This is a genomic window from Streptomyces sp. NPDC001093 (assembly GCF_040298985.1).
Classification (GTDB): Bacteria; Actinomycetota; Actinomycetes; order Streptomycetales; family Streptomycetaceae; genus Streptomyces.
This window is the reverse complement of the sequence record NZ_JBEPBF010000002.1, coordinates 228,663-240,648: the sequence shown is the minus strand read 5'-3', so window position 1 is coordinate 240,648 and position 11,986 is coordinate 228,663. Positions and strand designations below refer to the sequence as shown.

The window sequence follows — 11,986 nt, the reverse complement described above, 5'->3', positions numbered from 1 at the left end:
GCGGTGGTGGCGGTGGTTGCCGTTGTGGTTGCCGTGGTTGGTGCCGTTCCCGTGGCGGTTGTTGTGGCCGGCGCCGCGGGGCGGGGCGGCGGCTGCGGGGGCCGCCGGGGGGGCGGCCGCGGCCGGGGCGGCCGCCGGCGCTGCCTCCGGCGCGGAGGCGGCCGAGGCGTAGGTAACGCCGGTCGCCACCAGAGCCGCGGCTGCTGCGCCGGCGGCGGTGACGACAGTCGAACGGTTGATCTTCATGGTGCTTCTCCAGTCTCTGAGACACCGACGCGTTGGCCGGTCGTTTGGAACGTATTCGCCGACCTCCATGGCTGTCATGTCGGGAATGGCATGAGACTGGGTTTTTGTGCACCAATTGGGGGATTTATGGGATGCGTCCCCTGCGCTTCGTTCCTCGAGAGGATGTCAAATCGGCGCGAAAAAAGGGGAATTGACGCACCGCTAGACCTTTTGGATGATCTTATGACAAGTAGCTACCCCAGCGGCAAGCGTGTCGTTGCTGGCGCAATGCGGCGAGGCGCGCTAGGAGCGGCCGCCGCGCATGCCGAAGGGCCGCACCCCCACTGGCGTCCAACCCCAGGGGTGCGGCCCTTTGACCGTCACTGTGCCGCTGTTTCGCGCAGGCCGGCTCAGACCGCGATGGCGACCTCGGCCAGCGCGCCCTTCTCCGCCACGACGACCGTACGGTCGGCCGTCGCGCCCGGGACGAGCGCCCGGACCGTCCACGTGCCCTCGGCCGCGTAGAAGCGGAACTGGCCGGTCGCCGAGGTGGGAACCTCGGCGGTGAACTCGCCGGTCGAGTCCAGCAGACGGACGTAGCCCGTCACCGGCTCGCCGTCGCGGGTCACCTGACCCTGGATCGTGGTCTCACCGGGCTTGATCGTCGAGGCGTCCGGGCCGCCGGCCTTCGCTCCGCACATGCTGTTTCTCCAGAGGGGTCTGACCGGAAGGCCGGTCGGGATGGGGTACCTGTTGGCTTACTTGTTCGCGCCGAGCTCGATCGGCACGCCGACGAGGGAGCCGTACTCGGTCCAGGAGCCGTCGTAGTTCTTGACGTTCTCCACGCCGAGCAGCTCGTGCAGCACGAACCAGGTCAGGGCCGAGCGCTCACCGATGCGGCAGTAGGCGATCGTGTCCTTGGCGAGGTCCACGTTCTCCTCGGCGTAGAGCTCCTTGAGCTCCTCGTCCGACTTGAAGGTGCCGTCGTCGTTGGCGTTCTTCGACCACGGGATGTTGCGCGCGCTCGGGACGTGGCCCGGACGCTGCGACTGCTCCTGCGGCAGGTGCGCCGGGGCGAGCAGCTTGCCGGAGAACTCGTCGGGCGAGCGCACGTCGACCAGGTTGTGCGAGCCGATCGCGGCGACCACGTCGTCACGGAAGGCGCGGATCGAGGTGTCCTGCGGCTTGGCCTTGTAGTCGGTCGCGGCCCGCTCGGGCACCTCGGTGCCGTCGACCAGCTCGCGGGCGTCCAGCTCCCACTTCTTGCGGCCGCCGTCGAGGAGCTTGACGTTCTCGTGGCCGTAGAGCTTGAAGTACCAGTAGGCGTAGGAGGCGAACCAGTTGTTGTTGCCGCCGTAGAGGACCACAAGGGTGTCGTTGGCGATGCCCTTCTTCGACAGGAGCTTCTCGAAGCCCTCCTGGTCGATGAAGTCGCGGCGGACCGGGTCCTGCAGGTCCTTGGTCCAGTCGATGCGGATCGCGTTCTTGATGTGGTTCTTCTCGTAGGCGGATGTGTCCTCGTCCACCTCGACGATGGCGATGGCCGGGTCGTCCAGGTGCTCCTGCAGCCAGTCTGCGTCGACCAGGACGTCGGTGCGGCTCATGCTCTTTCTCCTCCGGGGCAGTTGCGGCGGGGCGTGCGGGTACGGGGGTGCGCGCGCTCGGGGACCGGGTGGCGCACGGGTGCCCTTCCAGCAGGGCGGCGGTGAGATGCGGAAGTCGCGGACTTTCGCTCAGAAGGGGCGACAGAGCATGGCGGCAACGCGGCACAGGTCCACTGCCCGCCGCTTCGTGAGATCCGCCTGTCGCTTCATGGGCTCGATCGTAGGGACGTCCGGGCGGGCGTGTCACCGGTGTGTCACATGACGAGACACGATCGTCCGTATGGCGGGATGAAAGAAGCGCCCGGTGGCCGCCGAACGGCCTTCCGGGCGCTCCCGCGGGTCTCCGCATCTGCCGTGCGGACTACCCGTCTCGCCAGTCGGACGTTCCCCGTCCGTCCGGCCGTGGTCCTACCCCGCCAGCCTGACGTCCGAACCCTTCACGCTGATCTGCACGCCGTCCTGCGCGGCCTGCACCTTGTCCAGCTTGACGCCGCCGGGCAGCTGGTTGATGGCCTGCTGGAAGTCGGTGATCTCCCGGATGCGGTTCTCGGCGATCGCGGCGGCGGCGAGCTTGGGCAGGGAGTCGGCGTGGACCTGCACCCTGTCGTTCTCCACGGTCACGGTGCTGAGCACGGACACCGTCTGGTCGACCGGCAGGGGGCCGAGCGAGCCGGTCAGCCTGGCCGTGACCTTGATCTTGCCGTTGCCGCCGTCGGAGAGACTGACGACCCGGGCCTTGATGCCGGGGACGACCTCGGTCGGCTCGGGCTTGGCGGTCTTCAGCAGTTCGGCGTAGGAGATCGTCGCGGTGCCGGTGGCGCTGGTCGCGGTGGCGGAGCTGTAGTCGCCGGAGAAGGAGACGCCCTTCATGTCGGCCTGCAGGTGGTCGATCCGGATCGTCTTCCCGGCGGTGCCGGTCGCGGCGTCGTAGTCCTTGATACCGACCTCGACGTCGTCGAGCGATCCGCCCGCGACCTGGGTGAGGAACGGGAACCCCTTGATGTTCACGTCCGGCGTCGAGGCCAGGTTCTCCCTCGACTTCAGCTTGTCGGCGGCCTGCCCCTCGGCGAAGTGCACAGCCACCCGGTCCGCGATCAGGAACAGCCCACCCAGGATCACGACGAGGATCAGGAGTATTCGCAGGGCGCGCATGTGGTGTTTCCCCCGGGACGAGAGCGGTCTTCGGCTACGTCACGGTAACCCCACGGGCGCCGGGCGGGCGGCGATTGTGGATCAGTTGTGACAGGTACGACGGCGCCTACCCTGGACCTATGTACGCGCGGCGGCGGCACATCTACTTCGCCATGATGGGGACGTGCATCGGTCTCTTCGTCCTGGCGTGGGGAGTCGTGCGCCTCTGGTCGGTGCCGGCGGCCGTCGGCATGTGCGTCGTGGCGATGATCATCCCGCCGGTGGCCGCGATGATCGCCAACCGGCGGGGCCCCGAGGACCGCTGGTGGGACGACCCCTCCGGCGATCCCCAGTCGGACGAGTGGTGGGACGAGCTGGACGGCAAGAAGCGTCCCAGGCAGTGAGCCGTCAGTACACGAGGGCCTGAGCCTCGTCCGCCAGCGTCTCCTGTACGAACACCTGGGCGCCCGCGATGCGCACGCCCTCGAGGACGTCCTTCTCGGTGATGTCGCGCCGGGCGGCACACTGTGTGCACAGCGTGATGCGCCCGCCGGCCAGGATCGACTCGATCAGGTCCGGCAGCGGGGCCGCGTGCGGCAGCTCGAACTCCGCCGCCCGCCCCGGCAGCGCGAACCAGGACGACTCCCCGGTCAGCCACAGCGAGACCTCGACGCCACTGGCCACCGCCACCGCCGCCACGGTGAACGCCTGTGAGCAGCGCTCGGGCGCGTCGGCCCCGGCCGTCACCTTGATCACGAGCTTCTTGGTCATACGGGAAGCGTAGCCGTGAGCACGATCGTCGCGATCAGCGTGGCCACACACAGGGCGGTGAGTACGCCGCTGACGGTGGCGCCGTCGACCGGCCGCCGCGGGCGCCGTCGTTCCCGGGCCTGCTCCGCGAAGTACGGGTGGAAGGGCGGGAGCGCATACCCCGGGGAGATCGGTGTCCGGTCGCCCGGCGGGGCCTGCTCCCGCCGCCGCCTGCATTCCTCGTACGGCAGTCCCTCGCCCCTCATGCGCCGTGCTCCTGCCGCCGGTGCTGGCGGAGCAGCACGTTGGCGTCGGTCTCCGCGCTCCGGTCGTACGCCGCCCGCGCCGCGTCCCGCAGCTCGGCGAGCGTCAGGCAGACCGAGCAGCCGGGGACGGGCCGGGGCGGCCGGCTGAGGTCCTCGGGATCGGGAGGCAGGGCCTGGGCGCGCTGGTTCGCGGCGCGGACGTCGGCGTGGAGGCGTGCGGGGTCGTACAGCGGGGTGGCCGGATCCGTTCCCATGAGGTTTGTTCCCTTCCTCCAAAATCTATACGGAATGCGACAGTCGCACTACTCTGCGTGCTCCTGGGCTGATACGAGGATGGCCCAGTGCGGAGGCGGATACGAGCGGAACGGCCGCAAGTTCCACAGTGGGCGCTCCAAATTCCACAAATTCCACAATCTGGGGAGGGTGCGGTGCCGCAGCGGAGGGTGATCACGGGGCGGAGCCAGGAGCCGAGGGCTCGTTTCGCCGAGGAGCTGCGGTTGCTGCGGGCCGAGCGCGGGGTGAGCCTGCGGGCTCTGGCGGAGGTGGCGGGCTGGGACGCGTCCCTGTTCGGAAAGATGGAGAACGGCCAGACGCTGGGCGGACCGGAGGTGGTGCAGGCGCTGGACCAGTACTACGGCACGAACGAGATGCTGCTCACGCTGTGGGAGCTCGCCGTCGCCGACCCGACGCAGTTCAGGGAGCGGTATCGGCGGTACATGTTGTTGGAGGCCGGGGCGGTGGGCATCTGGCACTACGCGCCGAGCATCGTCCATGGCCTGTTGCAGACATCCGGGTACGCCACGGAGCTGCTCACGCAGGGCGGGTTGACCGGGGCGGAGCTGGAGAAGCAGGTGTCTGCTCGTATGGGGCGGCGTGAACTGCTGCTGGCCGACGACGGGCCCCAGTTCCGCACGATCCTCTCCGAGGCGGTGCTGCGCAGCCCACTGCGTGATTCGGAGGACTGGCAGTTGCAATTGCGCCATCTTCTGGTGATGGGGGAGCGCCCCAACGTGACCATCCAGGTGCTGCCATGGGTCAAAGGGCTGCACGGACTGACGAACACCGACACCATGTTGCTGCAGGGGATCGGCGGTACGGTCGCCTGGGTGGAGACGGGTTACTCGGGCGAACTGGTACAGGAAGGTGCAGCCGTCCGGCAGCTCCAGCTCCGATACGATCGAGTGCGCGATTTGGCTCTAACCCCAGACAAATCGCGGGAGTTCATCGAACGCATGCTGGAGGAAGCGCCATGCAAGCCATCGATCTGAGCACGATTACGTGGCGTAAGAGCAGCTACAGCAACCAGGACGGCGGCGCCTGCCTCGAGGTCGCCCGCAACGTGTCCTCCCTCGTCCCCGTCCGGGACAGCAAGGACACCACCCGCACTCCCCTGCTGTTCGGCGCCGTCGCCTGGGCCGCCTTCGTCGACGAAGTCAAGCGCTGAATCGTTATCAGCTCTCCTACAACTCCATTCTCATGCCATGAGTCTCCTGTGAAACACGTAGGGAGACGTCTTGGAATCACCTGAGAGACCTGAAAGACCCGAGACGCCGGGCCGGGGCCGGACCGCCGCGCTGATCGCGGGGGCCGCCGTGCTCGGTGTCGTCGCGGGCGTCTGCACGGGCTATGTCGTCCAGGCAGGCCGCCCGCCCACCGCGTTGCCCTCTCTGTCGCAGCCCGTCGTCCATCAGGCGACGGGTGATGTCGAGCCCCTGTCGGCGGCGCAGGACCGCCGGGTGAAGACCGACGGCGACCTGCGCAAGCTGCTGCTGACGCGGCCCAGGGGCGCACAGGACGCCGACTCCGCGGGCGTCGACGGCTGGATGGATCTGGCCGACTACTCGGACACCTTCGAGCAGCCGGCCTCGGCCTTCGGTTACGAGCTGAAAAGCGAGTTCCGGCGTGCGGCCGACGCCAGTTGGCGGATCGGCAGCACGTACGTCGTCGAGACACGGCTCGTCCAGTACCACCAGGTGGCGGACGAGGCGGCCTCGGAGCATGTGCAGGATCAGCGCGCGTTCGCCGAGAAGAAGCCGGACACCAGCAGCCGGCCCCTGCCCGGTACGGGCGACGGCATGGTGTACGTGCACCACACACCCCGGACCAGGAGCGGCTACCTGCCCGAATACGTGGCCGAGGCGATGGCTTCACGCGGTGATCTGGTCATGGAGATCTGGATCACCGACACCAAGCCGGTCCCCGAGGCGGACATCATGGAACTGGCGAAGCGACAGGCGGCCCGGCTGTGAACGAGTTCTCCATACCCGCCGAACCCGCCGAACCCGCCGAACCCGCCGAACCCGCCGAACCCGCCGAACCCGCCGAACCCGCCGAACCCACCGAATCCGCCTATGCACCCATCCCCCGGCGTAAGAGGCGGATGCTCGCGTTCGGGTTGCTGGCCGTCGCGGTCGTCGGCGGCGTCGGGTTCACCGGTATGCGCGTCAGCGGTGCCGACCGTGATCCCGGAAACCCCGTCTGGAGGTTCCCCTCGTACTCCGAGAAGGACCAGGCGGGCCAGGGAAGCAAGGACGCTTCGGGACTGCGTGGACTGCTGCTGCCGTACGACACGATCTCGCGCGGGTACGGCCGGGGGCCCGACATCGGCGAGTTCGGTTCCGATGCCGCGCTCAGCGGGCGCGAGGCCACCGCCCTGCGGAAGGAGGAGATCCGCGACCTGCCGCCCCAGACCCGGCAGAAACTGGAAGGGCTGATCGACAAGGAGCGGATCAAGGGCATGGCGATGCGGAGCTATGCGCCTTTCAACGGCTACGAGGGCGTCCAGCAGCCCTTCACCCTCACCCTCGAACTGGTCCGGATGGAGAACAGCGCCTCCGTGCGCGACATCGCGACCGCCCGGGACGAGTTCTTCCAGGCCCTCCGGATCTTTCCCAAGGGCCCGGCGATCGCGGGCCACAAGAACGCGGCCTGCTTCCTGACGCCCAAGGTGGGCGGCGAGAAGCTCGGCCGCATGTTCTGTTCCGCCTACGTGGGTGACGTACTGGTCACCGTCAACGTGTCCGGAACCCTCCCGCTCGCCACGCATGACATCGCCGACTTCATCGGCAGACAGCTCGACCGCATCAAGGACCCGGGGAAGGCCGTATGACCGAGCAGCAGATTCCCGCACCGGGAGCCGCGCCCGACACGGAGCCCATGCCCGAGGCGGCGCCCCTCACGGTCACTCCCGCCGGTCCCATGGGGGCCCCGGGCTCTGCAGCGCCCAAGGACCGCCGGGTCCTGCGGACCGTCCTGCGCTGGACCGCGGCCCTCGTGGTCTTCGCGGCGACCGGCGCGTCTACGGCGTACGGCGTCACACGGATGGAGCGCACCGACCTGCCCGGCCTGGCCACCCGCGCGGACGGCCGCTGGGACTACCCGCAGATCGTCCGGCCGCCGCTGGCCGCGGGCAGCCCGGCCCCGTTCGCCGACGGCAACCCGGCCATGGTCCACTACGCCGACCTGCGCAAACTGGTGCTGCCCGCGCCGAAGGGCGCCACGGCTGATCCGGCGCTCGCGGGCGACCACGGATGGGTGAAGCCGGAGGTGTTCCTCGCGGAATACGCGAGCAAGGACGACCGGGACAGTCTCCAGGGAGAGCTCATCGACCGCGGCCTGAGGCATGTCGCCGCGCGCGGCTGGACCATGCCGGACGGCACCCGGACCCGGATCTACCTGCTCCAGTTCGAGACCGGCCTGATCGCCGGCCAGGTCCAGCGGGACGAGTTCTCCGGCTACGACGACCCGTCTCACGTCCTGCGCGGGGCGCCCTACAACAAGAGGGACGACTCGTTCCCCGACGCCGGCACCCTGGGGCACAGCGAGCTGAACGCCTACGCGGAACAGAAGCCGTACGGCGCCGAGCAGGTCCGGCAGGCCTATATCAACTCCGGCGACGTCGTGGGGATCGTCGTGCAGTCCCGCAAGGGCGGCGCGAAGGAGATCCCGTTCCAGCAGACGGTGGTCCTGCAGGTGCAGCTGCTCGACTGAGATTGCGGGGGCCGGAAGGGTGAGCTCCTGACGGCCCACCTCGTCAAGAGCGTCGGCGCCCGGCCGCGTAAGCTGGGCCCCGGCCCTGTCGTATGCCCACCCTCGCTCAAGGAGCACCCGTGGAGATCTTCTTCGAAACCCTGCTGGTCCTGGTCTGCGTCGGCGTGCTCGCCTTCGCCGGTCTGACCGTGAAGAAGCTGTACCAGGGCCAGCGCTGAACCACCTCTAGGAAGTTTCCCTCATGATCGAGATCCCGTCCGACCTGCACAAGGACCTGGTCCCGCTCGCCTTTCTGCTGGGCAACTGGGCCGGTGCGGGCGTGCACGACTTCCCCGGCTCGCAGAAGTGCAACTTCGGGCAGGAGGTCAGCTTCACCCACGACGGCCGGGACTTCCTGGAGTACCACTCGCACACCTGGGTGCTGGACCAGGACGGCAACAAGGTCCGCCCGCTGGAGTCGGAGTCCGGCTTCTGGCGGATCGACGCCGACCGCAAGGTCGAGGTGACGATGACCCGCGACGACGGTGTCATCGAGATCTGGTACGGCGAGATGGCCGACAAGAAGCCGCAGATCGACCTGGTCACGGACGCCGTCGCCCGGACGGCCGCCTCGCAGGCGTACAGCGGTGGCAAGCGGCTGTACGGGTATGTGAAGAGCGACCTGATGTGGGTCGGCGAGAAGCAGACCCCCGAGGTCGAGCTGCGCCCCTACATGTCGGCCCACCTGAAGAAGGTCGTCACCCCGGAGGACGTCGAGCGCTGGGCCAAGGCCCTGCCCGACGACATGCCCGACGACGGCATCGCCTTCTTCAGGTGAGCCGGACGTGAGCCGGCCGGTGCCCCGCCGGAAGGCGTACGGCGCCTAGGAATCCGTGGGACCCACCCGGCCCAGGAGTTCACCCGCGAGACCTCCGATGAGACCTTCTTCCGGGTCCATCTCGTCTTCGGCAGCCTTTCTTTGAGCCTCGGCGTGCCTGCTGGGTCTGCTGTGCCTGCTGTCAGCGGCAGGCACAGGCAGGTCGGCCGTAGGGGCCGACCGGTCGGCCGTGGGACCGGGCCGGTCGGCGACGGGTCCGGGCCGGGTCGCCGCGGATGCGCCGCTCATGCCGATCGCGGCGAGCAGGATCGGGGTGGTGATCGCGATGGCCAGGGCTCTGCGTGCGCGCATGGCTTCCTCCTCAGCTGGGACAACGAGTCGCCGCCAAGCTACCCCGGCATTCCCCCCGAATAACCGCTTATCGAACCAACCGCACGTACGGCAGAAAAACTGTCAGATTATCCCTTGAACTCAAGGCGCCCAGGCGAGTCCGGACCCGTCGGTCCTAGACTTGGCCACGTGGTGAGCACCGACTGGAAGAGCGACCTCAGGCAGCGCGGCTACCGGCTGACGCCGCAGCGCCAGCTTGTCCTCGAAGCCGTCGACACCCTTGAGCACGCGACCCCCGACGACATCCTCGGCGAAGTGAGGAAGACGGCGTCGGGGGTCAACATTTCCACGGTCTACCGGACGCTGGAGCTGCTGGAGGAGCTGGGCCTGGTCAGCCACGCCCACCTCGGGCACGGTGCGCCGACGTACCACCTCGCCGACCGCCACCACCATCTGCACCTGGTGTGCCGCGACTGCGAGAACGTGATCGAGGCCGACGTGGACGTGGCCGCCGAGTTCACCGCCAAGCTGCGGCAGCGGTTCGGGTTCGACACCGACATGAAGCACTTCGCGATCTTCGGCCGGTGTAAGGACTGTTCGCTGAAGAGTTCAACTACCACGTCGTAGGCTGGCGGTATGAAGAGCCCTCTGCTGTCCCTGCCCGGCGCCGTCCCCGCCGAGGGTGTGGACGAAGGTGTCGCCGCCCACTACGGCGACCTGTTCCGCGAGCAGCGCGCCCTCGCCGACGGCACCGGTTTCGTCGACCTGTCCCATCGGGGTGTCGTCACCGTCAGCGGTGAGGACCGGCTGAGCTGGCTGCACCTCCTGCTCACCCAGCACGTCAGCGAGCTGCCGCCCGGTGAGGCCACCGAGGCCCTGATCCTCTCCGCGCACGGGCACATCGAGCACGCGCTGTACCTGGTGGACGACGGCACGACCGTCTGGGCGCACGTGGAGCCCGGTACGCAGGACGCGCTGATCGCCTACCTGGAGTCGATGAAGTTCTTCTACCGCGTGGAGGTCGCCGACCGGACGGCCGACTTCGCGGTGGTCCACCTGCCCGCCGGGTCCATCGCCGAGGTGCCGGAGGGCGTCGTCGTACGCGAGACGCCGTACGGCCGTGATCTCTTCCTGCCGCGCGAGGATCTGGAGTCCTTCGCGGCCGCGCACGGGCCCGCCGCCGGCCTCCTCGCCCATGAGGCGCTGCGCGTCGAGCAGCACCGGCCCCGGCTCGGCTTCGAGACCGACCACCGGACGATCCCGCACGAGCTCGGCTGGATCGGCACGGCGGTGCACCTCCAGAAGGGCTGCTACCGGGGTCAGGAGACGGTCGCCCGCGTCCAGAACCTGGGCAAGCCGCCGCGCCGGCTGGTCTTCCTCCACCTGGACGGCAGCGACGTCCATCTGCCGGTGCCGGGCACGGAGATCCGGCTCGCGGACGAGGGCCCGGAGGGCCGCAAGATCGGCTTCGTGACGACGTCGGTGCGCCACCACGAGCTGGGGCCGGTGGCATTGGCCCTGGTCAAGCGGAACGTGCCGCTCGATGCGCGGCTCCTGGCCGGAGAGACGGCGGCGGCGCAGGAGGTCGTGGTCGAGCCCTAGCCGGGGCGTGTCTCCTGGGTGCGCCGACCGCGCCCTAGATCTCCAGCAGCACCGTGAACGGGCCGTCGTTCGTCAAGGACACCCGCATCCTCGCGCCGAACCGCCCCGTCGCCACCGTCGCGCCCAGCGCCCGCAGCTGGGCCACCACCTCGTCGACCAGCGGCTCGGCGACATCGCCCGGCGCCGCCGCGTTCCAGGTCGGGCGGCGCCCCTTGCGGGCGTCGCCGTACAGCGTGAACTGGCTGATGACGAGCAGCGGGGCGTCGATGTCGCTGCACGACTTCTCGTCCTGCAGCATGCGGATCGACCAGAGCTTGCGGGCCAGCTGCGCCGCCTTCTCCTTGGTGTCCTCATGGGTCACCCCGACCAGGACGCACAGCCCCTCGCCCTCGATCGCGCCGACCGTCTCTCCGTCCACGACGACGCTCGCGCCGTCCACCCTCTGCACCACCGCACGCATGCGAACCATCATGCCGGGTGCCCGGTACGCGGACACAGAGCGCCCATCATAGATCCCTTATGAATCCCTTAACGCCCATCTGGGGCCGTTCGGGGGCACTCGGTCACATAGTGGCCAGTTGGGGTGGCACGATGCTTCCACACGCCGGTCGAGGGGACGGTCAGAAGCACATGAGCACACCGAGTATCAGCGGGCCGGTGGGGACACAGGGGACGTACCGGCCGCCGGCCCAGCGCGCCGACACCCCGCCGGCGCCACCGGCCCCGGCGGGCACCGCGCTGCCCGCCGAGCCGCCCGAGCCCGAACTGGCCCGGCTGAGCCTGCCCGAACTGCGCACCCTGCGCCGCGACGCCCAGCGCGACGAGGCGGACCTCAGCTATGTGCGGCGGCTGCTGCAGGGGCGGATCGACATCCTGCGCGCGGAGCTGTGCCGGCGCGGCCGCGCGTCCCTGCCGGCGCCCGCGGACGCCTCCGTGGTCGACCGGCTCCCGGAGATCCTCAAGGACGCCCCGGCCCGGCACCGCTCCTCGGCCCGCCATGTCACGCTCGGCACCCCGCACAACGAGGAGTACCGGCAGCTGGCCGCCGAGATGCTCGCCGAGGTCGAGCTGTCGGACCTCCAGGCGCGGACGGATCTCGAACTGACCACGGCCATGGGGCGCCTGGTCCGCTACGAACAGGAGGTCTCCGAGCGCCGTCAGCGCCTGCAGCGCACGACCGACGACTGCAGCGCGGAGATCGCCCGCCGGTACCGGGAGGGCGAGGCGCAGGTGGACGACCTGCTGATCTGATCCGCTCCGAGCCGCTCCGG

The 11,986-nt window shown here is 69.2% G+C and carries 19 protein-coding genes and 1 pseudogene; 10 read left to right on the top strand and 10 right to left on the bottom strand.

What is annotated here, in order from left to right; all coding sequences use genetic code 11:
* The 5 genes and pseudogenes from ABT288_RS02460 to ABT288_RS02440 form a co-directional block, all read right to left on the bottom strand.
* Positions 1-246, bottom strand: a pseudogene (locus ABT288_RS02460) (hypothetical protein); the annotation flags it as partial.
* A gap of 389 nt (positions 247-635) precedes the next feature.
* Positions 636-926: a DUF1416 domain-containing protein gene (locus tag ABT288_RS02455; RefSeq protein WP_004000115.1), complete on the bottom strand. Its 291-nt coding sequence runs from the start codon at positions 924-926 to the stop codon at positions 636-638.
* Between the two features lie 57 nt (positions 927-983).
* Positions 984-1,829, bottom strand: coding sequence for a sulfurtransferase (locus tag ABT288_RS02450; RefSeq protein ID WP_351601815.1), 846 nt, complete (start codon positions 1,827-1,829; stop codon positions 984-986).
* A gap of 129 nt (positions 1,830-1,958) precedes the next feature.
* A complete protein-coding gene (locus ABT288_RS02445) occupies positions 1,959-2,039 on the bottom strand; it encodes an Ms5788A family Cys-rich leader peptide (RefSeq protein ID WP_350751515.1) in 81 nt (26 codons plus the stop codon).
* A gap of 198 nt (positions 2,040-2,237) precedes the next feature.
* Positions 2,238-2,981, bottom strand: a complete 744-nt coding sequence (locus tag ABT288_RS02440; protein ID WP_351601812.1) for an LmeA family phospholipid-binding protein — start codon at positions 2,979-2,981, stop codon at positions 2,238-2,240.
* Positions 2,982-3,100: 119 nt separating this feature from the next.
* Here ABT288_RS02440 and ABT288_RS02435 point away from each other — a divergent pair, with 119 nt between their 5' ends.
* Positions 3,101-3,364 (top strand): DUF3099 domain-containing protein, encoded by a 264-nt coding sequence (locus tag ABT288_RS02435; protein ID WP_351601810.1) that lies wholly within the window; start codon positions 3,101-3,103, stop codon positions 3,362-3,364.
* Positions 3,365-3,368: 4 nt separating this feature from the next.
* Here ABT288_RS02435 and ABT288_RS02430 read toward each other — a convergent pair whose 3' ends face one another.
* Genes ABT288_RS02430 through ABT288_RS02420 form a run of 3 tightly spaced genes read right to left on the bottom strand, consistent with a single transcriptional unit; the run spans position 3,369 to position 4,230 of the window.
* Entirely contained in the window at positions 3,369-3,731 is a 363-nt protein-coding gene (locus ABT288_RS02430; protein ID WP_351601807.1) for a DsrE family protein, read from the bottom strand.
* Positions 3,728-3,976 (bottom strand): hypothetical protein, encoded by a 249-nt coding sequence (locus tag ABT288_RS02425; protein ID WP_351601805.1) that lies wholly within the window; start codon positions 3,974-3,976, stop codon positions 3,728-3,730. Before ABT288_RS02425 ends, ABT288_RS02430 begins: the two co-directional genes overlap by 4 nt.
* The gene (locus ABT288_RS02420) at positions 3,973-4,230 is read right to left on the bottom strand and encodes a hypothetical protein (protein WP_351601802.1); all 258 of its coding nucleotides are present in this window, start codon (positions 4,228-4,230) and stop codon (positions 3,973-3,975) included. Before ABT288_RS02420 ends, ABT288_RS02425 begins: the two co-directional genes overlap by 4 nt.
* A 174-nt stretch (positions 4,231-4,404) precedes the next feature.
* Between ABT288_RS02420 and ABT288_RS02415 the strand changes: the two genes are divergently transcribed.
* From ABT288_RS02415 to ABT288_RS02390, 6 genes are all read left to right on the top strand, one after another.
* The gene (locus ABT288_RS02415; RefSeq protein WP_351601799.1) at positions 4,405-5,244 is read left to right on the top strand and encodes a helix-turn-helix domain-containing protein; all 840 of its coding nucleotides are present in this window, start codon (positions 4,405-4,407) and stop codon (positions 5,242-5,244) included.
* Positions 5,226-5,420, top strand: a complete 195-nt coding sequence (locus ABT288_RS02410; RefSeq protein WP_351601796.1) for a DUF397 domain-containing protein — start codon at positions 5,226-5,228, stop codon at positions 5,418-5,420. The genes ABT288_RS02415 and ABT288_RS02410 overlap by 19 nt, the downstream gene beginning before the upstream one ends.
* A gap of 70 nt (positions 5,421-5,490) precedes the next feature.
* On the top strand, positions 5,491-6,225 hold the full coding sequence (locus ABT288_RS02405) for a hypothetical protein (protein ID WP_351601793.1): 735 nt from the start codon (positions 5,491-5,493) through the stop codon (positions 6,223-6,225).
* Positions 6,222-7,085, top strand: coding sequence for a hypothetical protein (locus ABT288_RS02400; RefSeq protein WP_351601791.1), 864 nt, complete (start codon positions 6,222-6,224; stop codon positions 7,083-7,085). The genes ABT288_RS02405 and ABT288_RS02400 overlap by 4 nt, the downstream gene beginning before the upstream one ends.
* Positions 7,082-7,966, top strand: coding sequence for a hypothetical protein (locus ABT288_RS02395; RefSeq protein ID WP_351601788.1), 885 nt, complete (start codon positions 7,082-7,084; stop codon positions 7,964-7,966). Before ABT288_RS02400 ends, ABT288_RS02395 begins: the two co-directional genes overlap by 4 nt.
* A 241-nt stretch (positions 7,967-8,207) precedes the next feature.
* Positions 8,208-8,783, top strand: a complete 576-nt coding sequence (locus ABT288_RS02390) for a heme-binding beta-barrel domain-containing protein (RefSeq protein WP_351601785.1) — start codon at positions 8,208-8,210, stop codon at positions 8,781-8,783.
* Between the two features lie 45 nt (positions 8,784-8,828).
* On the opposite strand, the gene ABT288_RS02385 is transcribed toward ABT288_RS02390, so the two are convergent.
* Entirely contained in the window at positions 8,829-9,134 is a 306-nt protein-coding gene (locus tag ABT288_RS02385; protein ID WP_351601782.1) for a hypothetical protein, read from the bottom strand.
* A gap of 168 nt (positions 9,135-9,302) precedes the next feature.
* On the opposite strand from ABT288_RS02385, the gene ABT288_RS02380 reads away from it, so the two are divergent.
* Positions 9,303-9,740: a Fur family transcriptional regulator gene (locus tag ABT288_RS02380; RefSeq protein ID WP_351601779.1), complete on the top strand. Its 438-nt coding sequence runs from the start codon at positions 9,303-9,305 to the stop codon at positions 9,738-9,740.
* A 9-nt stretch (positions 9,741-9,749) separates the two neighbouring features.
* Entirely contained in the window at positions 9,750-10,715 is a 966-nt protein-coding gene (gene ygfZ, locus ABT288_RS02375) for a CAF17-like 4Fe-4S cluster assembly/insertion protein YgfZ (RefSeq protein WP_351601777.1), read from the top strand.
* Positions 10,716-10,749: 34 nt separating this feature from the next.
* Here the strand turns inward: ygfZ and dtd are convergent, their stop codons facing one another.
* Positions 10,750-11,175, bottom strand: a complete 426-nt coding sequence (gene dtd / locus ABT288_RS02370; protein WP_026085067.1) for a D-aminoacyl-tRNA deacylase — start codon at positions 11,173-11,175, stop codon at positions 10,750-10,752.
* Positions 11,176-11,345: 170 nt separating this feature from the next.
* Between dtd and ABT288_RS02365 the strand changes: the two genes are divergently transcribed.
* Positions 11,346-11,966: an RsiG family protein gene (locus ABT288_RS02365; RefSeq protein ID WP_351601773.1), complete on the top strand. Its 621-nt coding sequence runs from the start codon at positions 11,346-11,348 to the stop codon at positions 11,964-11,966.
* The last annotated feature ends 20 nt before the right edge of the window (positions 11,967-11,986 follow it).